We start from the raw sequence: 26,040 nt of genomic DNA on the forward strand, positions 1-26,040 counted from the left end.
GACCTCCATACCACACCATACATCTGTTGACAAAATAAAAAAAGTCCTCCCAAAATTGAGAGGACTTTTAATAAAAAATAATTTTTATGCATTCACAGTTTGTAGTGATTGAGCAACCTTTTTCACTTCTTCTAGGCCATTTGCAATAATTTCTTGCGCTTTATCTGGTGAAGCATTGTGACCTTCAATAATCACTTCTTCAATAACTTCCATCCCGAATACGCCACCTACTACGTTTTTAATGTAGTTTACTGACATTTCCATTGGTTGAGCTTCAGGTGATGAATAGTAGCCACCACGAGCATTTAAAATAATCGCTTTTTTGTCAGTCATTAAGCTAATTAATTGACCATTTTCGCTATATTTGAATGTGAATCCTGCTTGGTATACATAGTCAATAAATGTTTGTAAAGGTGCTGGAATTGTTAAGTTCCATAGTGGGAATGCAAATACAACTAAATCAGCAGCAGTTAATGCATCCATTGCTTTTTGTTTTGCAGCTAATAGACGTGATTCAATGTCTGTTAACTCTCCACCATTTTGTACTTTACCAAAAGCATTGAAAAGATCTTGGCCAAAATAAGGCATATCTTCTGCAAATACGTCAAAAGTTGTTACGTTGGCACCTTGTACATTTTCCATGAAAGTATCATACATTTTTGTTGAAATACCGTCTGGACGGTTGTTAGCTTTTACTACTAAAACGTTCATTATATAAAATCTCCCTTAAATTTCAAAATCTAATATCTCGAATTCAAGATATGTGTTTATCTTAAAAAATTTCATCTAAAATGTCAATGCTACTTGCCTCAGACTTTTGACTGAAATATTCTATTTTTCATCCATTCTAACAAGAGGAGTTGAAAGCCTTACTCCTCTCTCTAGTAAGCTAAAATTTACAGTTATCGTCAGTACAAATACCCGCATCACCTGTGCCAGCCATCTTTAGCGATGGTTGTAAGCCCTCTTCTTCAGCAACTTTACGCAATGTATCCTCAAATACCTCCTGCGGTTGTGCACCTGAAATACCATATTTACGGTTTAAGACAAAGAACGGTACCCCTCGTACACCAAGCTGGAGACCTTCTTGAATATCCGCTTCTACCTCATTTTTATAAACATCATCAGCAAGAACCTTTGCAACTTCTTCACGCTCTAGGCCCACTTTCTCAGCTATCTCTAATAAAACATCATCTTGACCGATACGCTTTCCTTCAATAAAATGACTGTGTAAAAGTGACTCCACTAGAGCTGTAACATCTCCCTGTTGTTCAGCCCATTTTACAAGCCGATGTGCTTTTAGCGTATTCTCTTCCATCAAATTGCTAAAATCGTAGTTTAGCCCTACTTCTTTCGCACGCTCTGTTACACCCACTGTCATTTCCTTTGCCTTCTCTAAGGACATTCCATATTTCTTTGCCAATGATTCATAGACAGTACTATGCGAATCTATTGGAGTAGTTGGCTCTAGTTGGTAGCTTTTATAGACAAGCTCCACCTGCCCCGAATAGCCAGTATCCTCAATTGCTTTCTCTAATTGTTTTTTACCAATATAACAAAATGGGCATACATAGTCAGACCAAATTTCAATTTTCATTTCATACTCACTCCTTTTGCTACATTGTAGCGATAGTTGAAATCACAAGGCAATTTTAATGCCTCACTGCATAAATTTTCAAGTTCTTCTACATACTGAACACAAAAACAATGTGAGGTTTCTATATGACACAATCTCTTTGGCTTGCTACAACTGAGTCTGTCTCTTTATCTTCTCTTACTTCCTCAACAACATGCGATGTATGTATAATCGGTGGTGGCTTAACTGGTTTATATACTGCCTATACTTTAGCAAAAGCAGGTGTGGATGTAGTTCTTCTCGAAGCAAATACCCATTTTGGTCACGGTACGACAGGGCATTCAACAGGAAAATTAACAGCCCAACATAGCATTGTCTATGCAAATCTTTTAGAAAAATTATCTTTGGAAGAGGCACAGCTTTATTATCAACTGAATCAACAAGCCATTGATAAAGCTAGACAAATACTCCCACCAGACAGGGTTCGTTCGGTGGATTCACTGTTATACTGTCAAACAAAAGAAGGCTATGCACAATTATTAAAAGAATGGAATGCCTATAAGGTTTTAAACATTAAGTCTAACCTTACCTCTGACACAGAGCTCCCATTCCCTATTACAAAAGCTTTATGTATGACACAACAAGCACAAATAAATCCTGTTGAAGTAAGTAATTTTCTTGCGAAAGAGGCGCAGAAGATGGGCGCAAAACTTTATGCAAATACCCGTGTTCAGCAATTAAACATACCACAGAATAACTTATATACCGAAAAAAATATGTCGGTTCAATATAATAAACTTATTTTATGTTCGCATTATCCCATTGAAGCATTTAAAGGACTTAAACTTTTTAAATTATCCAATAGTCGCTCCTATATGGTTGCAAGTAAAACCTCTGAGACTATGCAAGGTCAATATTTATCAGTTGATTTTCCTTCCCGTTCGATACGGACTGCCACGATCAATCAGGAAAATTATTTAGTCTTAGGAGGGGCGAATCATATCGCTGGCGAGACCGTTCATACTGAGCCATATTATGAGGCCATTTCCAGTGAAATGAAGGAGCATTTTGAACAACAGCCACTTTATCGATGGTCAGCCCAGGATATAGAAACACCTGATATTGTCCCTTATGTTGGGAGAATTACAAACTCCTTACCTAACGTATTAATTGCCACTGGCTATCGAAAATGGGGTATCTCCAATTCCTTTGTCGCAGGTGATATCTTATCGTCTCTTTTAACAGGCTCAAAGATTGAAGAAGGTGCTATCGCTCTTTATTCACCATCACGTACTAAATTCGGTGCCCAATTCATGCAAATGCTGAAAGTAGGAGGCTTTGTTGCCAAGGAATATATAGCTGGGTATATGAGGAATGCCACTGCTCCAACCTGTACTCATTTAGGCTGCAAAACAAAATGGAATGAAGCTGATGAAACATGGGATTGTCCTTGCCATGGTTCTCGTTTTAACGCTAAGGGTGAGGTGCTTGAAGGCCCTGCTGTACAGCCATTAAAACTTGATTAAAAAAAAGAGGCTGTCTAAATAGACAACCTCTTTTGTATTTTTTATTTTAGAGCTTCTGTTAATACTGGTACAATTTGTTTCTTACGAGAAACAACACCTGGTAATACAACACGGTTATTGATAAGATCAGCACCAAATCCTTTTGCTGCTGCTTCTGCTACTTGCCCAATTGCAACAGCTGTTGAATCATTATTTAAAATGTCAGTCACAACGAAGAAGAATAGATCTAAGCCATTTTCTGCAACATTTTTATTGAGTAGGATTTCTAACTCCTCTTGACGATTAAGAACATCATTAATATCAACTGCATTAACTTGAGCTACAACAGATTTGTACTCACCAAATTGGAACTCTTTTGCATCTAATGATAATAAATCTTCTAATGATTTATCAGATAAATCAGCACCTGCTTTTAGCATTGCTAAGCCATACTCTGCAATTTCCACACCAGCAATTTTTGCTAGCTCTTCACCAGCTTTTACATCTTGCTCTGTGCAAGTCGGTGATTTGAATAATAATGTATCTGAAACAATTGCAGATAACATTAAACCAGCAATGTTCGCAGGAATGTCTAAACCGTTTTCGCTAAAAATTTTCTTAAGAATAGTAGCCGTACAGCCTACTGGTTCTGCACGATAATATAGTGGATCAGCTGTTTGGAAGTTGGCGATGCGGTGGTGATCAATTACCTCTGCAATTTGCACTTCCTCAATACCGTCAGCAGATTGTTGGAATTCATTGTGGTCTACTAGAATAACTTTGTCCGCTTCACCAACTACAGAAGAGATTAAACGAGGCGCTTCAAAGCCAAATTTATCTAATGCAAATTGAGTTTCATTATTAACATCTCCAAGACGTACCGCCTCAGCTTCTTCACCAATTTGCTGTTTTAAATAGGCATATACAATTGCAGACGTGATTGTGTCTGTATCTGGGTTTTTATGTCCAAAAACTAATACTTTACTCATTGAATTAATTCCTCCTAAAATGGCACTTACATTTATATTTTATTTTATCATACCTTATAGCCTGACAAGTGATAAAGTGAAACTTTGGAACAATTTCGCCTCAGCGGATTTGCCATTGACCTTCACTCTCGAAATAACATACAGGCTTAATTGCGGTTAACCTGTATTATGCAAATATAATGATAGCGCTCTAAATACATACTTTTCAAATAAGATATCTATATTATAACTAGCTTAAGTTGCTATGTATACTTTTAATAGGTCTAATTACTTCTATAAAATTCTCTATTTTTACCAACCTATTTTTAACATTCAATAGTAAAAATGCCTCTTTTTTATAAAATAATTAGTTTATATAGATATTTAGTTGGGTTTTCATATTTAAGTCATCATAATTTTATGCTATCATCAGGTAGTCTATATTTTTGGATATTCAGGAAATGGGGATTACGATGACGAAGAAGATAGAAAAAAAGTACATTCCTTTAGCTAACTATTTTGATGTAGCTTTACAACAAGAAATTACTTTATCCTTTGGTGAATTAGAAAACATTATGGGACAAGCATTACCGAACGCTGCCTACTTAAATAAAAGCTGGTGGAAAAAAACTAAGCCCCCTCTCTCACATTATTTATCATGGACAAATGCAGGCTATTATGTCATTGATGTTAAACTAGGTTCTAGTGTATCTTTCTCACGTACGCAAATGAAGTCTACCGAAAACAACACTTCTAATAGTGAGGAGAATTCATCTGCATACATAATACGAGGAATTGAAGCATCTGATGCTAGATCATTCATTCATTTGCAAGAGGAGATTTTTCAAGAAACTGACTTCATGTATAATGTTCAAAACGAGCTAGATCTCACTGTCCAACAACTTCGTAAAAATTTAACCTATTGGAAGCAATTAAAAAACCGTACTATACTACTTTGTGTACTAAACGGAATTTTTGCGGGTTATGCGGTTATTCATGGATATAAACAATCAAAAGCTAGACATGTTGCCTCTATTCGTTTAGCTGTGAAAGAAGAGTATCAGCAAAAAGGTATTGGCTCCGCACTGATGAAAGCTGTTGAAAGTTGGTCTAAACAACATGATATTTCCCGTTTAGAGTTATCTGTTATGGAGCATAACAATGTAGCTTTACACCTCTTTACAAAGCTAGGATTTCATCAGGAGGGCATTCGAAAAAATGCCATTAAAATAAATGATACTTATATTAATGAATATAGCTTGAGTAAAATTCTATAATTCACTTTTCCTAGATGTCTAAATACTATTTGGACATCTTTTTATATAGAAAATTTCAAAAAAATACGCATAGATAGTGTGTTTCAACAACTATCTATGCGTATTTACATTAAAATACCTGCTTTTCTCTAATAGCATCTAAGAATAATACATTACTTTCTACTTGCTCATACAATTGCTGATATTTATCATAGTGGTCTTTATCCTGGCTTATCATTTCCTCTATCAACGCATGCAAAAATGAAATCAAGACTGGGGCAATGTCTAGAGAAGAATGATTCTTGGTACCGAGGGTAAATAATGCACTGGCATATTCTCGAATAGGCGAAAATGCAGAACCTGTAATGGCAATAATTTTCACTTTCTTTACCTTTGCAATTTCAACAATCGTTTTAATATCCACAATCTGTTTATCAAAAGATAGTACAATTAAAGTCGTATGTTCGCCCATACTGTTTATTTGATTCACTAAATCATCTGAGTCTAAACGAAGCTGCTTAATATTAGCACGAAGTGTTTTCAATGTATTAGATAGCCAATTTGCAACAGATGCATTGTGACGAGTACCTAGAATATAGATATTGTCTGCTTCATGCATCCATTTTGAGCATTTTTGGATCTGCTGATCGTTAATCAAATGAATTGTTTCTTGAATATTTTGGCTATCTCGTTGCATCACCTTACCAAAGCTAGAATTAGTCAGCTTCTTAGCAGTATATGTAGGCTGTAGATTTGCACCTACATCTTGAGACATAATAAAGCCTCTAACTTCCTCTTGTAGTTCTACATACCCTGACAAATCCATAGCATAACAAAATCGAATCACGGTTGATTCACTTACATTAGCCAATCTGCCAACCTCTGCTGCTCCATTAGCAATTACTGTTGTGGGATTATCCATTACAAATTGTGCTACTTTACGCTGGCCCTTTGACAGCCTTACAAACCTTTTCTTTATATCTTCATGAATACTCATTCCTAACAACCTTTCTTTCAATGACCTTATCACGAACGGGAGATTGTTTCCTACTGACTCAAAATTCGATTAAAAATACAGTATCACGATTACAATTTGAATACAATGACTTTTCTGAAAAATCTTCATCGCATTAACCTGCTAATAAAACAATTTGATTTATTCTTTAACTATTTTATATTGATTTGTCATTTTAACAAATAAATCAGTAAAATCGAATAAAAATTAATAAAAGCAAATTTTTATGTATTATTTAAGCGAAATCAGACAAAAATGTCCTAGATCAATTCTTTGATCCAGGACATTCTATTTCATACTATTCTAATTCAAGCTGCTTCGTTTCCTTACCAAGGAAGATGACCCCTACAACACCGATAATAATCGCTCCACAGAAAATGGCAAAGATAAAACCTATATCATAGCCTGCCGTTAATAAAAACCCAACGAGCAACGGCCCAAAAATACCACCAATTCGTCCAACCGCTGCTGCCATACCAGCACCTGTTCCACGTATAACAGATGGATATTGTTCGGGTGTATAAGCATATAATGCTCCCCAAGCCCCCAAGTTAAAGAAAGATAAAAGCATCCCTGAAGTTAGCAATACGGCTAAAGTATCTGCATTTCCAAAAATATAAGCACTCGCTGCAGTACCAATTAGATAGGAAACAAGGACAAACTTACGCCCAAACTTTTCTATAAACCAAGCGGCTGTAAAGTAACCTGGTAATTGAGCTAAAGTCATGATCAAAACATATTTAAAGCTTGTAATCATGTCAAAGCCCTTCCCTACCATCACACTTGGCAACCATAAAAACATGCCATAATACGAAAATACAACCGTAAACCATAATAGCCACAGCATAAATGTAGAACGAGCATACTTTTTTGACCAAACCTCTTTCATATTTTGACCAATGCTCCGTTTTTTCGCTTCTTCCTTCACCGTAAATTGAGGTGAATCTGGCAAATGCCAACGAAGATAAATAGCATAAAACGCTGGAAGTGCTGTTAGTATAAGGGCTACTCGCCATCCCCATGTGGGAATAACAAAATACGAAATAAGTGCCGCTATTAACCAACCTGCTGCCCAAAAGCTTTCAAGTAATACAACCACACGACCTCTTTCTTTGGCAGCCACACTTTCAGATACAAGCGTTGAAGCTACAGGTAATTCTCCTCCTAGCCCCATCCCTACTAAAAAACGTAAAATTAAAAATGCAGTCAATGTTGTTGTAAAAGCGGACAAACCACTTGCAATAGAAAAAAGGACAAGTGTCCACATAAAAATTTGCTTGCGCCCTACTTTATCAGCAAATACACCGAAAAAGAGAGCTCCTACAGCCATCCCGATAGAATTTATACTACCAATCCAACCAGACTGACTTGGTGAAAGTCCCCACTCAGCAGCCAATGCTGCAATAACAAAGGATAATATACCAACGTCCATTGCATCGAAGAGCCACCCTACCCCCGCTACACCCAATAGCTTATTTCTGGAAATGGATTGCTGAGGTTTATTTGTTACTGCTGTATTTATTGTCATCTTAACCACCTGTCTTTACACATGACTTTACATTACAAGATTACTATACAGTTGTTTCAAGAAAGTGACAAGTACTATTCAAATTACCGAATTGTTTCGACAATTAATGAAATGCTATTGAAATAATAGTGCTATTTGCGTTAAAATGTCTTTTATACAAAAACAACTGTTCTTTCTATAAGAACAAAAGGAGATCGTTACGTTATGTGGAAAGGCCTTATTGAAGAATATAAACAATTTTTACCCGTAACTGAAAATACACCTGCTTTAACTTTAAACGAAGGCAATACGCCTCTTATACATTTAGTGAATTTATCTAAGAAACTAGGCATTGAGCTTTACGGAAAAATTGAAGGTGCAAACCCTACTGGCTCATTTAAAGACCGAGGAATGGTATTTGCTGTTGCAAAAGCTATCGAGGATGGAAGTCAATGCGTTATTTGCGCTTCTACAGGAAACACTTCCGCTGCTGCGGCTGCCTATGCAACTCGTGCAGGCATCCAATCAATCGTTGTTATTCCAAAAGGTAAAGTTGCTCTTGGAAAGCTAGCACAGGCAACAATGTACGGGGCAAAGATCATTGAAATTGACGGAAACTTTGATGATGCACTCAATATCGTTCGCCAAGTAAGTGAAACGACACCAGTTGCACTTGTTAACTCTGTAAACCCATACCGTATCGAAGGTCAAAAAACAGCTTCGTTTGAAATCGTAGATGCCTTAGGTTCAGCCCCTGATTATTTGTGTATTCCAGTTGGGAACGCAGGTAATATTACTGCATATTGGAAAGGGTTTAAAGAATATCACGCTGCAAAAAATTGTGGTCTACCAAAAATGTATGGCTTTGAAGCTGAAGGTGCTGCAGCAATCGTTAAAGGTGAGCCAATTGCTAATCCTGAGACTGTAGCAACTGCCATTCGTATTGGAAATCCTGCGAGCTGGACATTGGCAGAAGCTGCTCGAGATGAATCTGGTGGTATCATTGATTCTGTTACAGATGAAGAAATTGTAGCAGCCTACAAATTAATCGCAAGTACAGAAGGCATTTTTGTTGAGCCTGGCTCTGCTGCTTCTTTAGCTGGTGTTATGAAATCTGTTGCAAATGGAAAAATCCCTCAAGGCGCCAAAGTTGTAACAATCTTTACAGGGAATGGCCTGAAAGATCCTGATACAGCCATGAATGTATCCACTGTAGAGGTCGTATCCCTTAAAAACGATGAAGAAGAAATTCGTGCATATATTGAGGGTGTACTATGAGTAAAATGTGGCAAATCTCAGTTCCTGGAAGCACAGCCAACTTAGGTCCAGGCTTTGATTCGATAGGACTTGGCTTGTCTCTTTACTTACAGCTTTCTGTTACGTTGCAAGAACAATGGGAAATTATTCATCTTGATGATAATGGTCCTAAAGAGTTTGAGCTTGAAGAACACTTACTATACGTCATTGCTAAAAAAACTGCAGATCTATATGGTCAACAGCTACCGGCTTGTCGTGTGGAGATGGCTAGTGAACTTCCATTGGCACGTGGACTTGGCAGCAGTGCAGCAGTTATTGTTGCAGGTATTGAGCTTGCTAACCAAGTCTGCGAGCTGGAATTAACAATTCAAGATAAACTCAATCTATCTTCACAAATTGAAGGACATCCAGATAACGCAACTGCTTCAGTTTTAGGAGGATTAACGATTTCTTCGATGGATGACAATGGTATAGTCGATACATTCCACATCAATGATATCGATGCCTCCTTTGTGGTATATGTACCAGATGTTGAATTAAAAACAAGCGAATCCCGTTCTGTTTTACCAGAGCAATTTAACCGTTCCTATGCTGTTCATGCCTCAGCAAATGCAAATATGTTAGCCGCTTCTTTAATGGCACGAGATTTTGAACGTGCTGGGCGTTATATGGAGGAAGATTTATTCCATGAACCGTTTCGTGCAAAGCTAATTCCTGCTTATGAAGAAATTCGTATGGCTGCAAAATCGAACGGTGCATATGGTACTGCTCTAAGTGGCGCTGGACCAACAATGATTTCTATTATTCCTTCTGCTATTGCCTCTGACTTCGTTGAATTAATGAAAAAGCAATTCCCAGAGCATCAAATTATTTTAACAAATGCTGATGAACATGGTGTACAAGTCAATGAATGTGTGAAACGTCTACTTTAATAGTAGGCGTTTTTTCTTGAAAGCAAGATTGGATAAAACTAATATTATAGAAGTATAGAATTAAACTTTTTATACGCGCTTTCCTAAGGAGGAATTATTTTGAAACCCATTATATTCTGTGATTTCGATGGCACGATAACAGAAACAGATAACATCTTTTCACTTATGACTGAATTTGTACCAGAAGAATCTGAGAAAATTGCTCAAGCGATGATGGAACAAACCATTTCATTTAAAGATGGGCTATCAGCAATGTTTCATCTACTTTCTACTCATCAAAAAGATGAAGTCATTCAATACCTGATGGAGTCGGCAGTCATACGTGAGGGATTTGGTGATTTTGCCCGCTTTGCTCAAAACAACGATATTCCATTTTATATTGTAAGTGGCGGAGTTGATTTTTTCATCGAGCCTTTAGTTGAAAAATTTGGTCCCTTTTCAGGCATTTACTGTAATAGAGCAGATTTCTCTGGTAAACAAATAGAATTGATCTACCCAAATAGCTGCGATGAGGAATGCGCTAAATACAACACACAAGGATGCGGCTGCTGTAAACCAAGCGTGATGCGGAAGGTTGCCAAGGAGGATCATTATAAAATTGTAATTGGTGATTCTCTATCAGATTTTGAGGCAGCTAAACTAGCAGATATTGTTTTAGCTAGAGATCATCTTATCCAACGCTGTGAAGATCTTCATGTTCCATATAGACCTTTTACCACATTTCATGATTGTCTAAAAATAGTACAAGAGCTAGTGGAGTCAAAAGAAGCTGTTGTTACACGCTAATAGAAAAAAGAAAAAGGAGCCACTTTTACAAAGATGTCTCCCTTTTCCTACTTACTTATGCTAATAATACTAAGCTAATGGCCATGACTGCCATTCCCCCTACTAGACCATACATCGACAAATGTGTTTCATCATATCTTTGTGCAGCCGGTAGCAATTCATCTAGTGAAATAAAGACCATTATCCCTGCAACCCCAGCGAAAACGATTCCAAACATGACATCTGTTAAAAAGGGCATAAGGAGCAAAAAAGCTACTAATGCACCTACAGGCTCTGCCAATCCTGATAAAAAGGATAATTTAAAGGCTTTCCTTCGATTACCAGTTGCAAAGAAAATAGGAACAGATACAGCAATGCCTTCTGGAATATTATGAATAGCAACTGCAATGGCAATAGCAATTCCTACATTCGGATCATTAATAGCTGACATAAATGTAGCGATCCCCTCAGGAAAATTATGAATACCAATCGCCAGGGCTGTAAAAACGCCCATCTTCATCAAATGTTCTTCATTAACCTGTGGTTTGATGGCATTAACATCCTCTACCAGCTTTACTTCATGAGGATTAGTTGCCTTCGGAATGAATTTATCAATTAAGGCAATAAACAACATCCCACCGAAAAATCCAAGGATTGTCATCCAATAGCCATTAGTTGTACCTAATGCATTGGTTAAAGCATCTTTAGCTTTCACAAATATTTCTACAAGGGATACATAAATCATCACCCCTGCTGAAAACCCCAATGCTAATGATAAAAATTTTGTATTTGTTCTTGATGTAAAAAATGCTATTAAACTACCTACACCTGTTGCAAGTCCAGCAAACAGAGTTAATCCTAATGCCAGTAAAACATTTCCGTCCATACCCTTCTTCCTTTGCTCTTTTTCTTATTGTACTCATCTTAACGTAGAAGTTTCCTATACGCAATTCTTTTTTATGAGGCAAATATCATTCTTTACAATGTCTCGGTAAAATGTAAAAAAGCAGTATCTATCATAGAAATAGATACTGCCTGTCTTTTTATTTATGATTAGATTGAAATAAACGTTTACGACGTTCGTACCAAATGACACAGATGATAAACCAAGTATAGCCGATGCTCCAACCAGCAAGTACATCTGTAGCAAAATGTCGAGCTCCTGCAATACGTGATAAACCAATAAGCACCATTAAAATTGTTGCCCCAAGCCACAGAAGGATTTTACGTCCTTTACTACTATTCTCCGCTAAAATATAAGCAAGTGTAAATAAATAAAGTATACCAGTCATCGAATGTCCAGATGGAAAACTAAAGGATGTCAGTTGATCCTCAATTTCAGGTCGTGGACGCTGCTCCCATTTTTTTAGTAATTGGTTCAGAACATTGCCTGCCGCAAAAGTTAGGACAACAAATAGCATACCTCGATAATTTTTTTCCTTCCAAGCTAAATACACCATTAAAACTACTGCAACAGCAACAACAAATTTAGGCTCACCTATATAATGAAAAATCTCAATAAATCGATTACCAAAAAAAAGCTCTGCCATCTTTGCATCAAATGTATTCATCAGCTGGCTTTGATAAGTGGCTCTTAATACAATAAAGACAATTAACGTTAAAACTGCTAATGGATATGCCCATTTTTTCATTTTTTCACCTCAAAAAACATTCATGCTATGTCCTTCACATCATAACACAAATAAATCTTTTCTGAATGAAATATAGGCCTTCATTTTAAGAAAGGTATACACCATTGACCTCTTGATAAATAGTGACTGATTCTTCTTCTGGTTTGTTAAAGTAATTGGAAACGGCCAATGCAACAATGAATAAAATGGCTACTATAGGTAGTATTCTTCTAAACATCCTAAACACTCCCTTATTCTTTTACTAGTCCACATTTGACTACTTAATTAGCACTGGATCAAAAAGCCAATCTTTTGGACCAAAGTTTGCATCCTTTTCTCCTCTAACCTCACGTGAAATACCATATTTTATAATAGTTTCTCTAAATCTTTTACTAAACAAAGTCTTTCTATATAGATATCTTCCATCATGACTACACTCGGCTGAGTAGAAAACATCCCCTTTTAAGTTTTCCAAATCTTCATGATGATAAATATCAGGACCATTAATGACACCATTTAAACCACAACTGCACGGAGGTTGCTCAGTTGCAAAGTATAATTTAACCCTGTCCTTACTACACTCAGGGAGCATTTGTATAGGAATAATTTGAAAAGCTGGCTGTTTGCCTTCTTCCGGACCTTGATGGATCACCTCTAAAAGCTCATAGCCTTCTAGTTTTTCTCTTTTCATTAATGATACTAGTTCCTCAGAAGCTACCCAATAACCATTTACATGCACTAAATGACGATCTTTCATCTGCGTAGTATCGATAACTATTGGTGATAACTGCTCTTTATCCATGAGCCCACAACACTTACAATGTGTACTCAAAGAAAATAGTGTCCCCTTATCTTCTAAGAACATTTCTGGTGAATTACCTGTTGAATTTAAAGTAAATAATGGTGCTCGTTCATACTCTAAATCTGAAAATTCAAAATAAAAACGTTCTCCGATTGAAACGATTCCAAATTCACGCTCTAATGACTCATATAAAGCTGTTACCTGCTCGTATGTTACATCTTCATTTAATGTAAAAATAGGATTAAATTTAGTTTTTAAGTTTCTTTTTCTCAATTCAGGCGCACCAATAGCAATACCATGACGATTATAAACGTTAATAACTTGATCTTGACTAGTTTCATCTATGGAAAACAAATTTTCAAGTTCTACTTTCACAATACACGCCTACCTTTATAAAGTTTTATGGTGAAGTATATTGACTAGCTAGTAACATTCTACAATCTACTAACGCTACTTTATTCATAGATAGTCAGGCTGCTTATTTAATAAAATGATTTATATATTACTCACTAAAGCAAATCTACTTAACCACTGTTAATTTAAGCGTACCAGTAGTTATACCGTTATTTCAACTTCGGGTTTACGCCAATTTTCTGGCGTGATTCAGACAGATTTTTGGCGTGATTTGGCGGTTATAAAAAAACACCGCCACTTTTTTGGCGGTGTCTATCATATTTTATAGGTAATTTAGTATAGGGATATGGTTTTATTTTACTAAGGAAATATATAGGATATTTAATTCCCATAATGCCCCCTATTAATTGAAAAATATACCAACAGTATAACATAGAAATAGTTTAGAGTAAATTCATTCTCTCTGCAAGATTTACAGCTTCTGTTCGTGAATCTACATTTAACAAAGAAAAGAGTTGAGTTAAATATCTTTCCGTTGTACGTTGAGGAATATTTAATTCAATAGCGATAGCTTTATTTGTATGGCCCTCTGCAATGAGTCTTAGAATTTTCTTTTCCTTTTCATTTAAGTGAATATCTTTAGCACCTTGCAGTTTAAATTTATCATCCAGAAAATCTAAGAAATTTTTAGGTAAAACAATTTCACCGTTTGCAATTGCCCTTACTGTTCTTAATATTTGCTCTTTCGAAGCTGTTTTAGCTAAAATACCTTCTATTTTTCTTTCTAAAATGAGTGGATAATAATCCGTAATATCATCACCTGTGTAAAGAATAACTGAAGCATTTGACTGAATAGCCTTGATATTACGGGCTAGGTTAATTCCATTTTCTAATGGCATATTGATATCTATTAGATAGATATCGTACGGTTTATTCTTTATCCTTTGAATGACACAAGTTGCATCACTTTCCGTATCGATGATAATATCTTCATTCTCTTGAAATAAATTTTTAGTTCCCTCTAACACTATAGGGTGATCATCCACTATGAGCATCGTAATCAAGTGTTTCACTCCCTTCTTTCACCATGATTCTAATAAACATCCCTTCATTGATATTCGAGTCAATAGTAAATTGTCCGTTAAACGCTTTTACACGCTCCTGCATACCTTGAATGCCCATTGATTCGGCTACTATAATGTCCTCTACATTACAGCCTACACCATCATCTTTATAAATGATTTCGAAACCATCGTTCATTTCTTTTAAATGAATTTCAACTGATGCTGCATAAGAATGCTTCAACGCATTATTAAGTAACTCTTGGAATAAACGATAAATCATTAAATTCATACGCTCATCCTCTAAATAAAGGCGGTCAATGGTGTAAATAAGCACGAAGTTAGCTCTTTCTTGAACTTTCCGAATCAATTTTTCCAAAGCTGCATTTAAACCTAATGTATCTAATAACGGTGGTTTTAGGTTTTCACAATAAGTACGTAATTCATGTAAGGATGCAACCATTTGTTTATGAATTTTCGCAAGCTTTTCTTGAATATCCGTTGTATTTTTTGCATTTACTAGGACATCCACCTCGCGGGCTATATGAAGTTGCTCCTGTAAATTGGTGTCATGTAACTCTTGAGCTAACTGGTATTTTTCTTCTTCAAATCTTAGCCATAATAGCTTATTCAGCCATGGTAACTGACCATCATCAGCTTGCTTCATATGCTTTAGTTCCTCTAGCAGTTCTTCCACCATTTTGGTATTTTCAATAAAATTATTTACATATAATAAGAGCAGTTCAAGCCATAAAAGCTCCTCATCTTTTAAATGAATTGTATTATTATGCCCTAGCACTAAAGCTCTTTTAAAATGTGCATCCTGATGGAGGAATGCTATATAAACTTTGTCAATTTTGCGTATTTCACCTAATCTGATATCTTCCATTATGTCAGGATCTATCGTAATACTTTCACCAGCTATTGGTATGAATTCATTTTTGTCATAGTTATATGTTAAGACAAAAACATCCTCTAACTCCAGATGCATGGAAACCTCATAAGCAAACTTTTCTAAAAGTTCGTCAATTTTAATTGTTTTCCCAATTTTATCTACGGCTGTATATAGCTGATGAATATAGTCACCCTTTGTGGAAAATAATATTTTCCGCTTGCGATAATCGACCTTCTCTTTTACGTAAAAAAGTATGACTAATGAAGAAAATGTAAAGAAAGATACCCCTGACATAACCGTCATGGTTAAATAACGCCCTGCAATAAAATATAGTCCCACTGTAAACCATACAGTAAAGATTAAAGAGAATATAACATAATAACGTAATCTTGTAATATGGTACTCAATATCAAATAATCTCTCTGCTAATTGCGTAAAAATAAAGCTAAAGGGTATAAGCAATAAAAATAATGAGCTTATCTCAGATGAAAGTATATACGTATGAAAAAAAATTTTAGGGAGTGCATATAAAAAAAGAAATGGTAGAAACGGAATTAATATACTATTTAATAAAATCTTCAACTGAGGTGAGCTGTACTTAAAATAGCTTATTAATAAAATACTAAGGATGATCACTAGGAGAATAAAGAAAATAGCCAATATAACATTGGAAAGAATATCATTTGAAGCAGGATAAATAGTACCCATACATCCTAATACAAAAGCTATGAAAGGAAGTATATAAAAGAGCTTGATATTATTTGTAAACACCCAATTTGTTTTCACAAATGAATAATAATTTCTCAAAAAATGTAACAGTATAACTAAACATAACAGCATACTACTTCGATTTACGATAATGCCAATCGTATCCATTCTACCAGAGACACCACTACTTACATAGGCCAAAGAAACCGTTAACATAAAAAGAATTAGTAAGTCAGCTAATTTTGTATTCCTTTGTTTGAAATGTAAATAAAACGCTATAAATAATGTTAATAAATAATAACAAGCTGGAATGATTAATACATAGATAAATTGTTGAGGGATATCCAAATGCTTAATATGTATATTGATTAGATCTCCATCGGGCTTCAGTATTGTTATTTCATTAGCAGATAAAATTTTAGATTTATATCTCAGTTGATTTAATTCATTAATGGGTTCATGATCTACAGTTAAAATTGCATCACCAACAGAAATATTTTGACCCTCTGCCCAGTCTTTATAATAAAGTTGAGAAATGACCCATTTGTCATTCTCTTCTTCTACCCCAATCTGTATATAAGGCTCGCTATAATTCACATAATTTAAATAAAAACCAATAATTAAATAGAGAATTATAGCGGGCCAAAACAACTTACTTCGCAACTTTCTTAGTTCCAAATATCACTTTCTGTATTCATTTCACCGTTAAACGCTTCTAAAATTGCTGTTTGCTCTACAGATGAAACTCCAACTAATGAGGCTTTTTGATCTTTTAATAGTGCAACTAGGCTTGGATTTTGCTCTAAATATTGGATTACATTAATCATTCTTATCTCTCCTCATTTCAATAGTTTTTGTAGGTATTCTCTACCTACCTGATTTATAGCTACATTTTCCAGGTAATTCAATGCTTTAAATTTATAGACGTTTTTTATGGTAATGGCATAACGTATCGCCCCACCATTTGTCAACGCGTCTTCTGTTGCATTATTATCCAAATCTGTAACTATATCATTATTATAATAGCTAGAAACAGATTTTGAAACATCATTTTTCTGTGATAATAGATAAATAATAGGAAGAGAATACCTTTTATTTAGCAGATCATTTTTAGGACCCCACTCCTTTAAGCTTTGAATATCATTTTTAATTTGTTGGATGATCCCTATGTATTTCCCATATTCCTCTACTTCTTGAGATATTTCCCCTTTTGCAAGTACTTCGCCAACCAAGCAACCCATCGCTGTTAATGAGCCGGATTTCAAGGTAATCATTTTTACATAGGAATCTTCATCGCGACAACTATTTAATAAGTCTAATTGCTGTCCATTTATACTTTTTAATGCGTATTCATCAACTAGCTTTATAGCCGCTCTTTTATGTTCAAAAGAGGTTTCATCTATTGTTTTAGATGCCATGACCAGCATAGCTAAAGCAACATTTAATGATAATTCAGGTGTTTTGTTCCAACTATAGTCTGAATCTTTATCCTGCAGATCATCAATAATATCAAAAGACAGTATTAAAAGTTCAATTGCAGCAGCTACCTTGTAGATATCTGGATTTATACTACTTGAAAATGCTTCATAATGCCAAAAACACATTTTACCAAAGGAAAAACCTACTGTTGTTTTTTCTTCTTTAAAGCTTTTTAGCATTAATTTTAGCTCTGGTCCAAGTAATAGTTCATTTTCTATAAGGATGTCTAATGATTCATTGATGTGTACATCTAAATCCTTCAATAGTCCTCTCTCCTATCTAGTGTATTACTAGATATTATATAGATTAGTGGGAATTAATACTAGTCACAGCGTTTTATAATACATTAAATACCATTAATTCCTTTATAAAGAGAGAGACCGCCAAAAAATGGCGTTATTCATGCAAATCACGCCAGATTTTTGCTAATTATTACTAAAAAATTGGCGGTAGAGAACCAAGTACCGCCATTAAAGTGGCGTAAACTTACCATTGAAATGGCGCTCTAACAGATGTTACGCTTAGATTAGCAATAAAATATATTTATAAAGTCAGGATAGATTGATGAACATGAAATCTTTTTGTACTGGGAGTGACTTAAAATTGAATGAAACTGTTTTCATACTTACGGCTACTTTTTCATGTAATATCTCTGTCTCAGCTGAAGAAATTACAATTAAACAGCCTAGCAATGATCAACGACGAATTGAACAAATTATTATTCAATCTGAAGTAAAAGCCTATCAAGATACACTGGCTGCATATAAAAATATTTCACCCTATTCAAAATATATTAGTGATATTCCTGGATTTGAGGATACATTTCAACAAAAAAGAGATTATTATATTGAGCAATATGGCATTATTAGAATATCAAACGAAAGTATTTCTACTATGTCATTAGTCAATCCTTTCACTTTTGGATTAAATATAGATTCCCCTATAGTGTATGTAACGCCACATGATACAATTATTAATGCAAGAGGGCTAGTAATAGCGGCTAATGCATCTAATAATAACAATCATTCTGATAGTTTGGATGAGCTTTGTAATACCAGCATCTCAGGCTTGTCCATTAATGAGAACACCATTTCCTTTAATATGGATTCGACATTTAGTAAATGGAGAAAACCATCTATTACACATTAACCTATACACCTAGCTAAGCAGGTCACACTGATTGTGACCTGCTTTTTGAGTAATAAAACGACTTCTTTACATAGTGTTGATAAACAAAGCGATCAATAGCATTTTTATAAAAGATGAAAATGCATTTCCGTTGCAGGCTACTTGCTTTCCTGTAGGAGAGCACCGAATCGCTTCCTCCGCTACTGCTCCGTATAAAGTTTTGCCTGTCTTGCTATTCTATGGTAGTCCAGTAGCCCACCACTATAAACCGCTTTTTAGCAAAGGTTTTCAAATAAAGTGAAGGTGTTCATTACTCTTTATGAAGAGGTGTTGTCACGCATCACTTCTCCACATTGAAAATAAGAGCTTATCCCCTCTAAGAATACAGATAATGGGCTATTTGATGGTTGATTGGAGTGGAGCCAGCGTCACTCCTAGGGGATTTAGCGTCACTGAGGAGACCCTGGAGCGAGCGCTAATGAGGGAAGCGGCTCATCGGATGCCCCCTGGAAAGGACGCTGGCGGAACGGAAATCAACCCCTCACCTTGCTAAAAGGGCTTTTTCTGCTAGTGACATTCTTTTTTCAACAACAAGAAAAGGTGTCTCAATCCCTTGAGACACCTTTAGATGATTAACCTTTTACATAATAAACTTCTTGTCCGCTTTCAATGATATGATCAGGCTTCGGTTTACCTGCACTTGCCTTATGGCCTGCAATATGCTCAGGACTCTTCTCCCAATTTTTCCATGCTTCTTCTGATTCCCAACGAACCATTACTAGCACTTCTTCATCACCGCGGCGAACTTTCTTTACAAGTACCTGCTTATCAATGAAGCCAGGTTGTTGTTCAAGTAATGAGGGACCGTTTGGCTTAGCACCAAAACGTTCCACCACCTTATCCGAATTCCCTTCCGTCACAACAATACGTTTAATTTGTACAAACATATTAGTTGAACGCCTTTAATACATCTTCAGCTTTTTGTGTTTCTGATTGTAAACCGCCACCTGAAAGGTACCAAATTTCTGGATCTAAGTAGAATACTTTACCGTTTTTCACAGCGTTTGTTGCACTTACAATTTCGTTTTCAATTGCAGCTTTAGTACCTGATTCACCGTTTTCATTTACAACAGCGTCACGGTCAATAACGAATAAGATATCTGGGTTTTTCTCACGCACAAATTCAAAGCTTGCATTATCACCATGTGATTCGATTTTGAAGCCACTAGCTTCAGCTACAGCTTTTACACCATATACATCATGAATCACACCGAAACGTGAACCAGGACCGAATACTGATAATGAACCTTCACTACCTAAAACGATTAACGCTTTTTCTTCTGTTGCAGTAGCCTTAGCTTTTACTTCTTCTACTTTTGCTTCATATGCAGCAATTGCATCTGCCGCTTCTTTTTCTTTACCAAAAATTTTACCAGCTAATTCTGTATTAGCTTTGAATGACTCTAAGAAGTTAGTATTATCTACACCAATGTATACTGTAGGAGCAATTTTAGATAATTCAGCATAAGCTGCTGAAGCACGACCAGAGATGAAAATAATATCTGGGTTAATTTCAGATAATTTTTCATAATCAGGCTCGAATAATGTACCTGCGTTTACATAAGTACTATCTTTAAACTTGCTTAAATATGCTGGTAATGAGTCTTGTACCACTGCTGTAGGATTAACGCCTAAAGCATCTAATGTATCTAAGAAACCATTATCAAAAACGACAACTTTTTCTGGCATTTTATCAAGTGTTACTTCTTCAAATGTTGTACTACCGTCACGACCTTCAACTGTGCTACCTGGAATTGTTAGTGGATATACTGATGATTCTTCATTTTGTTCCTCAGCTGGTTTGTCAGTTGAAGTACCTTTATCATCTTCTTTTGCTTCATCTTTCGAACCGCAAGCAGCTAATACTAATAGCATCATTGCCATTAATACCGTAAGTAATTTCCATTTTTTCATTGTGAAATTTCTCCTTTAATTAAATGATTTGATAGTTAGATGTTCATCATCTGAAACTATTTTTACGAATTAAAATAAACACAAATTCGACAGCCGTCCTGCTCTTGAACAGGAATATCCATATCATAAATTTCCTTCAATGCATGTGAGTTAATAATGTCATTTGTAGGACCATTTTTAACAACACGGCCATCTTTTAATGCAACAATATGGTCAGAGTAAACAGAAGCAAAATTAATATCGTGTAAAACGATAACCACTGTTTTGCCTAACTCATCAACCAATTTACGTAAAATCTTCATAATCTGGACAGAATGCTTCATATCTAAATTATTTAATGGTTCGTCCAGTAAGATATATTCAGTATCTTGGGCAATAACCATTGCGATAAATGCACGCTGACGTTGACCACCTGAAAGCTCATCTAAATAATTATGTTGCATATCTTCTAAATTCATATAGCGAATAGCTTCATCCACTTTTTCTTCGTCTTCAGGTTTTAAGTGTCCTTTTGAGTAAGGGAAACGGCCAAAAGATACAAGCTCACGAATCGTTAGACGAACATTCATAAAGTTTGATTGCTTTAAAATCGATACACGTTTAGCGAAATCATCTGATTTCCAGCTACGTACATCTGCCTTATCGAGTAGTACTTCGCCAGTATCTGCATTCAGTAAACGACTCACCATAGAAAGTAGCGTGGACTTCCCTGCACCATTCGGTCCAATAAACGATGTGATTTTTCCTGAAACAATATCAACACTTACATCTTGAACGACAGGTTTTTTACCAAAAAACTTTGTAATTTCTTTGACTTGTATCATCCTGCTGACCTACTTTCTCTTAATAATAAGTAGATGAAGTAAACCCCACCCACAAAATTAATAATGACACTAAGTGTAGTAGTGAAACTAAATAAACGTTCAACCATCCACTGTCCACCGACTAAAGCTACAACACTCATTACACAGGAGCCAGTAATTAAGATGGAATGCTTGTATGTTCTGAAATACTGATATGATAAATTTGCAACGATTAAACCAAAGAACGTGATCGGACCAACAAGCGCTGTTGAAACAGCAATCAAAATTGAAGCTAAAATTAACATACGTTGTACCAGCTTATCGTAAGGTACACCTAAATTTATAGCTGTGTCTCGTCCTAGAGACATGACGTCTAATTGATTCATATGACGAGCACCGTAGATAAATGTTATTAAAATGATAACGCCTGCTAGCCAAACTAAATCTGAATTAACATTATTGAAACTTGCAAACATTTTACTTTGTAAGCCTAAAAACTCATTCGGATCTATTAATACTTGGAAGAACGTTGTAATACTTCCTAAGAACGTACCAACAATCATCCCAACAAGCAGTAAAAAATAAATCGGTCGCTTTCCTTCTTTAAACAATACTCGGTAAAAAATTAAAGCGAATAGAATCATCGCTCCAATTGCAAGCGTAAAATTATAGTAGATATTAATAACTAATATGGATGTAGAGCCAAAGAAGAAGTAGATGCATGTTTGAATTAACATATACAAAGCATCTAAACCCATGACACTTGGCGTTAAAATTCGATTATGTGTAATTGTTTGGAAAACTACTGTTGAATAGGCAATCGCTATACCCGTTAATGCCATTGCCACAACCTTTATGACACGGCGTGGAAAAGCATAGTGATAATTACCATTGAGTTCCCAAAATAAATATAGGACAACTGCTATAACAGCGAGACCTAGTAAAATGAACATTTTTGTACGATTACGCATATGCTCTCCCCCTAAACAACATGAATAGGAAGATGGCACTTCCAATTACACCAACAGTCATACTTATTGGTATTTCATAAGGGAAAATCAGTACTCGTCCTAAAATATCACAGAATAACAAGAATGACATACCAAGTAATGCTGTGTGCGGCAAGGTTTTTGCCAGATTATCACCTTTAAACAGAGAAATAATGTTCGGAATAATCAAACCAAGAAATGGAATGATACCGACTGTTAACACCACTGTCGTGGAGATAAGAGCTACCAACACCAAGCCTAAATTGACTACAAATTTATAGGATAGACCAAGATTTTTAGCAAAATCCTCTCCCATCCCAGCTACTGTAAAACGATTTGCGTAAATGTAAGCTAAAATGAGTATTGGTACACTTACGTATAACAGTTCGTAACGGCCTTTCATGATTAATGAGAAATCTCCTTGTAACCATGCAGAAATGTTTTGGATAATATTCGCCTTATATGCAAAGAATGTTGTAACAGAGGACAAAATATTCCCAAACATTAAGCCAATAAGCGGTATAAAAATCGCATCTTTAAACTTAATTCGGTTTAATATTTGCATAAATAGTAATGTGCCGGCTAAAGCAAATATGAAAGCGAAGGAAATTTTTTGGAAATACGTAACGTTCGTAAAGAACATCATGGAAATCAATACACCCAACCGTGTGGCATCTAATGTACCAGCTGTTGTTGGTGAAACGAATTTATTCCTACTTAAGCTTTGCATAATTAAACCAGCAATACTCATACCTGCACCCGCTAGCAAGATTGCAACAAGTCTAGGTACACGACTAATTAAAAATAGTCTAGCTTCTTCTGATTGGAAGTCTAATAGGTCGCTAGGCTTAATATCTACTACTCCGATAAAGAGCGACACAATAGACAGCAAAACAGTTGCTGTTAAAAGATATCTTATTTTCATAGTAATCCCCGGTAGATTTCATTTTTGTGTGTAACTCACTTATTAGTGAAAATGATTATCATTACTCACGATTTCCATTATAAGCATGATTTTATTCTCAGTCAACCAGCAAATGAGAATTATTCTCGTTTTATTAATGATTAACTAAAAAATATGCCAAATTAACGAAATATCAGCATTACCGTAAATTAATCAACAGAAATAATTCACTATTTCTACAATATTTTTATCCAAATAAAAAGGTAATTGAGAATAAAATCTATCCCTCAATTACCATTTCTATATTAGATAATTTTTTTAGTGCCTCTTAACCATGCAGAAATAATGAATATGATTAATACTAACCCAACATAGCCCATCACTGCATATAGTTTAGCTACTAGCGTTGTAAACCCTACAAGACTTGCTAGAAAACCGAGACCGCCTATAAATATAACTGCAATCCTAAAGCTTGCTCTACTAGGCTCAAAAAACCTTACCATAAAGGAATATAGCATCCCTACTGCCGTATTATAAATCATTCCCAAAAGAGAAATAGTCATTAATACTCCAACAATCGGATGAATTTCATTCGCTAACGCTAGCATCGGAATGTCTAACCCAACAATGATATTCATCTTGGCTAAAAGGGAGAAATTCACAAGTAAGATTAAAGCACCTAACAAAATCCCACCAATTATACCACCCATGCCAGCTACCTTATGATTGCGTATGGATCCACACATAACAGTCAGTAAAGAGAAGCTTACCCCTACATTGAACGACATGTACAATAAAGCCGTTACCCACCAACTTTTCTCACTTATTTGAGCCTGTTGAGCAATAACAGCTTGCTCTGCAAAGGTAAAATCCATCGTTGCAATAGCATAGATAGCGATGATGGAGACAACGGTTAGTAGATAGGGGGTTGCTAGTGCAATGATATTAATAATGCTTTTCACATCCATCATGACAGTGGCTACTGTCAGCAAGATCATACAAATACTCCCTAGCCAAATAGGCAGTCCAAACATTTGCTGAAATGTTGCACCAGCGCCAGCAAACATGATGACAGCTACACCAAATAAAAAGAGTGATAGCACTAAATCCAAGACAAAGCCCATAGTATTCCCTGAAATTTGATAAATCAAATCCTTATGGGACGATGTGCGAAGCTTAGAGCTCACTTGAGCAACACACATTCCAACAATTGAGAAACCAACCATAGCTAACAATGCTCCATATATTCCTTTAAAGCCATAGCTTGTAAAATAAAGGACAATTTCCTGCCCTGATGCAAATCCTGCTCCAACGATAATCCCCACATAGGCACCACCGATTTGCAAGCTTTTTTTCAATCAGTTCTCTCCTCGTTTTCCTATATACTAAATGATCGACTAAGTACTGCCTTATTGATAGATTTCTTTGCTAATTGTTAATTTATCAATCACAGCCATATTAGGCTTAAAACCAATACCTACCGACTGGGGTACCTCAATATAGCCATCTTTGACTTTTACTTCAGGATCAATGATATCCTCGTACCAATAATGACTAGAACCTGCTGTATCGCCAGGTAAAATAAATTGGCTAAGAGACGTTAAGGCAACATTATGTGCTCGTCCAATTCCAGCCTCTAACATACCACCACACCAAACTGGAATATGGTTTGCTTTACATAGGTCATGTATTCGTATTGCTTCCGTTAAACCACCTACTCGTCCAATCTTGATGTTTATGACACCACAGCTTCCAAGTTCAATTGCTCGTCTGGCATCCTCATATGATGTGATGCTTTCATCTAAGCAAATAGGCGTTTTTAACTTTTTCTGCAATGCTGCATGATCGACAATATCATCAGTAGCTAATGGTTGTTCGATCATTAATAAATTAAAATCATCAAGCTGCTGTAGTATTTCTATATCCTCTAATGTATAAGCAGAGTTTGCATCAACCATCAAGGGTAAATTTGGAAATTCCGCACGAATTGCCTGTACTATCTCTACATCCTCTCCAGGCTTTATCTTAATCTTCACCCTTTTGTAGCCTTTTTCAATATGACCTTTTATTAATGCTATTAACTGAGAGATAGAGGGTTGGATACCCACACTGACTCCTACTTCAATACGTTGTTTTTGACCACCTAACGCCTGTGCAAGTGATTGCTTTGTTTGCTGAGCATAGATATCCCATACAGCACCCTCAATTGAAGCTTTCGCCATGCAGTTTCGCCGAATAGGTGCAAATAATGAGGTTACCTCATCTGGATGCCCAATCTTTTTATGTAACAAGATGGGTATCAAAAAATCTTGTAGCATATGCCATGTTGTCTTTAATGTTTCTTCCGTATACCATGGTGCTACAAAAGCAACAGTTTCTCCCCACCCCGTCGTCCCTGATTCATCTTTTGCTTCTATCAGTAACATTTCCTTTTCATCAACTGTGCCAAAACTCGTAGTAAATGGTGCTTTCATAGGCATTTTTAAATGCCTTAATGTAATCTTTTCTAATCTCACATTGTTCACTCCTTA

The 26,040-nt window shown here is 35.8% G+C and carries 26 protein-coding genes; 6 read left to right on the forward strand and 20 right to left on the reverse strand.

From position 1 onward, the window contains the following. Positions 1-84: 84 nt before the first annotated feature. Together MKY76_RS21290 and MKY76_RS21295 are read right to left on the reverse strand one after the other, a co-directional pair. Complete coding sequence (locus tag MKY76_RS21290) at positions 85-711, reverse strand: FMN-dependent NADH-azoreductase (RefSeq protein ID WP_342557131.1); 627 nt, start codon at positions 709-711, stop codon at positions 85-87. A 178-nt stretch (positions 712-889) separates the two neighbouring features. Beyond that, a complete protein-coding gene (locus tag MKY76_RS21295; protein ID WP_342557132.1) occupies positions 890-1,597 on the reverse strand; it encodes a DsbA family oxidoreductase in 708 nt (235 codons plus the stop codon). 125 nt (positions 1,598-1,722) lie between these two features. Here MKY76_RS21295 and MKY76_RS21300 point away from each other — a divergent pair, with 125 nt between their 5' ends. Beyond that, positions 1,723-3,102, forward strand: a complete 1,380-nt coding sequence (locus MKY76_RS21300; RefSeq protein ID WP_048394228.1) for an FAD-dependent oxidoreductase — start codon at positions 1,723-1,725, stop codon at positions 3,100-3,102. Positions 3,103-3,143: 41 nt separating this feature from the next. On the opposite strand, the gene MKY76_RS21305 is transcribed toward MKY76_RS21300, so the two are convergent. Next, complete coding sequence (locus MKY76_RS21305) at positions 3,144-4,070, reverse strand: manganese-dependent inorganic pyrophosphatase (protein WP_315059792.1); 927 nt, start codon at positions 4,068-4,070, stop codon at positions 3,144-3,146. 452 nt (positions 4,071-4,522) lie between these two features. Between MKY76_RS21305 and MKY76_RS21310 the strand changes: the two genes are divergently transcribed. Continuing rightward, the gene (locus tag MKY76_RS21310; protein WP_342557133.1) at positions 4,523-5,326 is read left to right on the forward strand and encodes a GNAT family N-acetyltransferase; all 804 of its coding nucleotides are present in this window, start codon (positions 4,523-4,525) and stop codon (positions 5,324-5,326) included. 109 nt (positions 5,327-5,435) lie between these two features. Here the strand turns inward: MKY76_RS21310 and MKY76_RS21315 are convergent, their stop codons facing one another. After that, entirely contained in the window at positions 5,436-6,302 is an 867-nt protein-coding gene (locus MKY76_RS21315) for a MurR/RpiR family transcriptional regulator (protein ID WP_066038016.1), read from the reverse strand. 316 nt (positions 6,303-6,618) lie between these two features. Next, complete coding sequence (locus MKY76_RS21320; protein ID WP_315059787.1) at positions 6,619-7,848, reverse strand: MFS transporter; 1,230 nt, start codon at positions 7,846-7,848, stop codon at positions 6,619-6,621. 204 nt (positions 7,849-8,052) lie between these two features. Here MKY76_RS21320 and thrC point away from each other — a divergent pair, with 204 nt between their 5' ends. The 3 genes from thrC to MKY76_RS21335 all read left to right on the forward strand — a co-directional run bounded on the left by thrC (position 8,053) and on the right by MKY76_RS21335 (position 10,802). After that, positions 8,053-9,105 carry a threonine synthase gene (gene thrC, locus MKY76_RS21325; RefSeq protein ID WP_004231969.1) on the forward strand — a complete coding sequence of 351 codons (1,053 nt, stop codon included), beginning with the start codon at positions 8,053-8,055 and terminating at the stop codon, positions 9,103-9,105. After that, a complete protein-coding gene (gene thrB / locus MKY76_RS21330) occupies positions 9,102-10,016 on the forward strand; it encodes a homoserine kinase (protein WP_054549608.1) in 915 nt (304 codons plus the stop codon). The genes thrC and thrB overlap by 4 nt, the downstream gene beginning before the upstream one ends. Before the next feature lie 99 nt (positions 10,017-10,115). Then, on the forward strand, positions 10,116-10,802 hold the full coding sequence (locus MKY76_RS21335; RefSeq protein WP_257961907.1) for an MtnX-like HAD-IB family phosphatase: 687 nt from the start codon (positions 10,116-10,118) through the stop codon (positions 10,800-10,802). Between the two features lie 55 nt (positions 10,803-10,857). On the opposite strand, the gene zupT is transcribed toward MKY76_RS21335, so the two are convergent. The 8 genes from zupT to MKY76_RS21375 form a co-directional block, all read right to left on the reverse strand. Next, entirely contained in the window at positions 10,858-11,667 is an 810-nt protein-coding gene (gene zupT, locus MKY76_RS21340; protein ID WP_016992734.1) for a zinc transporter ZupT, read from the reverse strand. Positions 11,668-11,824: 157 nt separating this feature from the next. Further along, positions 11,825-12,433, reverse strand: a complete 609-nt coding sequence (locus MKY76_RS21345) for a phosphatase PAP2 family protein (RefSeq protein ID WP_048394216.1) — start codon at positions 12,431-12,433, stop codon at positions 11,825-11,827. 85 nt (positions 12,434-12,518) lie between these two features. Then, the gene (locus tag MKY76_RS21350; RefSeq protein WP_255349868.1) at positions 12,519-12,650 is read right to left on the reverse strand and encodes a hypothetical protein; all 132 of its coding nucleotides are present in this window, start codon (positions 12,648-12,650) and stop codon (positions 12,519-12,521) included. A gap of 39 nt (positions 12,651-12,689) precedes the next feature. After that, on the reverse strand, positions 12,690-13,589 hold the full coding sequence (locus tag MKY76_RS21355; protein WP_054549610.1) for a hypothetical protein: 900 nt from the start codon (positions 13,587-13,589) through the stop codon (positions 12,690-12,692). 422 nt (positions 13,590-14,011) lie between these two features. After that, positions 14,012-14,623 (reverse strand): response regulator transcription factor, encoded by a 612-nt coding sequence (locus MKY76_RS21360; RefSeq protein ID WP_225341057.1) that lies wholly within the window; start codon positions 14,621-14,623, stop codon positions 14,012-14,014. Then, positions 14,607-16,895: an ATP-binding protein gene (locus MKY76_RS21365; RefSeq protein ID WP_231595687.1), complete on the reverse strand. Its 2,289-nt coding sequence runs from the start codon at positions 16,893-16,895 to the stop codon at positions 14,607-14,609. Before MKY76_RS21365 ends, MKY76_RS21360 begins: the two co-directional genes overlap by 17 nt. 5 nt (positions 16,896-16,900) lie before the next feature. Beyond that, a complete protein-coding gene (gene comX, locus MKY76_RS21370) occupies positions 16,901-17,059 on the reverse strand; it encodes a competence pheromone ComX (protein WP_054549612.1) in 159 nt (52 codons plus the stop codon). A 12-nt stretch (positions 17,060-17,071) separates the two neighbouring features. Continuing rightward, a complete protein-coding gene (locus MKY76_RS21375) occupies positions 17,072-17,974 on the reverse strand; it encodes a polyprenyl synthetase family protein (RefSeq protein WP_048394209.1) in 903 nt (300 codons plus the stop codon). A 340-nt stretch (positions 17,975-18,314) separates the two neighbouring features. On the opposite strand from MKY76_RS21375, the gene MKY76_RS21380 reads away from it, so the two are divergent. Further along, positions 18,315-18,860 (forward strand): hypothetical protein, encoded by a 546-nt coding sequence (locus tag MKY76_RS21380; protein ID WP_103118905.1) that lies wholly within the window; start codon positions 18,315-18,317, stop codon positions 18,858-18,860. Between the two features lie 611 nt (positions 18,861-19,471). Here the strand turns inward: MKY76_RS21380 and MKY76_RS21385 are convergent. The 7 genes from MKY76_RS21385 to menC form a co-directional block, all read right to left on the reverse strand. Continuing rightward, positions 19,472-19,786 carry an antibiotic biosynthesis monooxygenase gene (locus tag MKY76_RS21385; protein WP_054549614.1) on the reverse strand — a complete coding sequence of 105 codons (315 nt, stop codon included), beginning with the start codon at positions 19,784-19,786 and terminating at the stop codon, positions 19,472-19,474. A 1-nt stretch (position 19,787) separates the two neighbouring features. Further along, positions 19,788-20,813, reverse strand: a complete 1,026-nt coding sequence (locus tag MKY76_RS21390) for a siderophore ABC transporter substrate-binding protein (RefSeq protein WP_054549615.1) — start codon at positions 20,811-20,813, stop codon at positions 19,788-19,790. 62 nt (positions 20,814-20,875) lie between these two features. Further along, complete coding sequence (locus tag MKY76_RS21395; protein ID WP_048394201.1) at positions 20,876-21,637, reverse strand: ABC transporter ATP-binding protein; 762 nt, start codon at positions 21,635-21,637, stop codon at positions 20,876-20,878. Beyond that, the gene (locus tag MKY76_RS21400; protein WP_004231949.1) at positions 21,634-22,587 is read right to left on the reverse strand and encodes an iron chelate uptake ABC transporter family permease subunit; all 954 of its coding nucleotides are present in this window, start codon (positions 22,585-22,587) and stop codon (positions 21,634-21,636) included. The genes MKY76_RS21395 and MKY76_RS21400 overlap by 4 nt, the downstream gene beginning before the upstream one ends. Then, the gene (locus MKY76_RS21405) at positions 22,580-23,530 is read right to left on the reverse strand and encodes an ABC transporter permease (protein WP_048394199.1); all 951 of its coding nucleotides are present in this window, start codon (positions 23,528-23,530) and stop codon (positions 22,580-22,582) included. Before MKY76_RS21405 ends, MKY76_RS21400 begins: the two co-directional genes overlap by 8 nt. 284 nt (positions 23,531-23,814) lie before the next feature. After that, complete coding sequence (locus MKY76_RS21410) at positions 23,815-24,867, reverse strand: hypothetical protein (RefSeq protein WP_054549616.1); 1,053 nt, start codon at positions 24,865-24,867, stop codon at positions 23,815-23,817. Between the two features lie 51 nt (positions 24,868-24,918). Beyond that, positions 24,919-26,025, reverse strand: a complete 1,107-nt coding sequence (menC, locus tag MKY76_RS21415) for an o-succinylbenzoate synthase (RefSeq protein WP_112116771.1) — start codon at positions 26,023-26,025, stop codon at positions 24,919-24,921. Positions 26,026-26,040 lie beyond the last annotated feature (15 nt).

Source organism: Lysinibacillus sp. FSL P4-0201, from assembly GCF_038593425.1.
Lineage (GTDB): Bacteria > Bacillota > Bacilli > Bacillales_A > Planococcaceae > Lysinibacillus > Lysinibacillus capsici.

Coding starts and splice junctions, on each gene's coding strand:
- comX (WP_054549612.1), bottom strand. CDS start 17,059: ATGATTAATGTAATCCAATATTTAGAGCAAAATCCAAGCCTAGTTGCA.
- MKY76_RS21345 (WP_048394216.1), bottom strand. CDS start 12,433: ATGAAAAAATGGGCATATCCATTAGCAGTTTTAACGTTAATTGTCTTT.
- MKY76_RS21320 (WP_315059787.1), bottom strand. CDS start 7,848: ATGACAATAAATACAGCAGTAACAAATAAACCTCAGCAATCCATTTCC.
- MKY76_RS21300 (WP_048394228.1), top strand. CDS start 1,723: ATGACACAATCTCTTTGGCTTGCTACAACTGAGTCTGTCTCTTTATCT.
- MKY76_RS21310 (WP_342557133.1), top strand. CDS start 4,523: ATGACGAAGAAGATAGAAAAAAAGTACATTCCTTTAGCTAACTATTTT.
- thrC (WP_004231969.1), top strand. CDS start 8,053: ATGTGGAAAGGCCTTATTGAAGAATATAAACAATTTTTACCCGTAACT.
- MKY76_RS21385 (WP_054549614.1), bottom strand. CDS start 19,786: ATGTTTGTACAAATTAAACGTATTGTTGTGACGGAAGGGAATTCGGAT.
- MKY76_RS21350 (WP_255349868.1), bottom strand. CDS start 12,650: ATGTTTAGAAGAATACTACCTATAGTAGCCATTTTATTCATTGTTGCA.
- MKY76_RS21395 (WP_048394201.1), bottom strand. CDS start 21,637: ATGATACAAGTCAAAGAAATTACAAAGTTTTTTGGTAAAAAACCTGTC.
- MKY76_RS21295 (WP_342557132.1), bottom strand. CDS start 1,597: ATGAAAATTGAAATTTGGTCTGACTATGTATGCCCATTTTGTTATATT.
- MKY76_RS21305 (WP_315059792.1), bottom strand. CDS start 4,070: ATGAGTAAAGTATTAGTTTTTGGACATAAAAACCCAGATACAGACACA.
- thrB (WP_054549608.1), top strand. CDS start 9,102: ATGAGTAAAATGTGGCAAATCTCAGTTCCTGGAAGCACAGCCAACTTA.
- MKY76_RS21290 (WP_342557131.1), bottom strand. CDS start 711: ATGAACGTTTTAGTAGTAAAAGCTAACAACCGTCCAGACGGTATTTCA.
- MKY76_RS21390 (WP_054549615.1), bottom strand. CDS start 20,813: ATGAAAAAATGGAAATTACTTACGGTATTAATGGCAATGATGCTATTA.
- MKY76_RS21405 (WP_048394199.1), bottom strand. CDS start 23,530: ATGAAAATAAGATATCTTTTAACAGCAACTGTTTTGCTGTCTATTGTG.
- MKY76_RS21400 (WP_004231949.1), bottom strand. CDS start 22,587: ATGCGTAATCGTACAAAAATGTTCATTTTACTAGGTCTCGCTGTTATA.
- zupT (WP_016992734.1), bottom strand. CDS start 11,667: ATGGACGGAAATGTTTTACTGGCATTAGGATTAACTCTGTTTGCTGGA.
- MKY76_RS21360 (WP_225341057.1), bottom strand. CDS start 14,623: ATGCTCATAGTGGATGATCACCCTATAGTGTTAGAGGGAACTAAAAAT.
- MKY76_RS21315 (WP_066038016.1), bottom strand. CDS start 6,302: ATGAGTATTCATGAAGATATAAAGAAAAGGTTTGTAAGGCTGTCAAAG.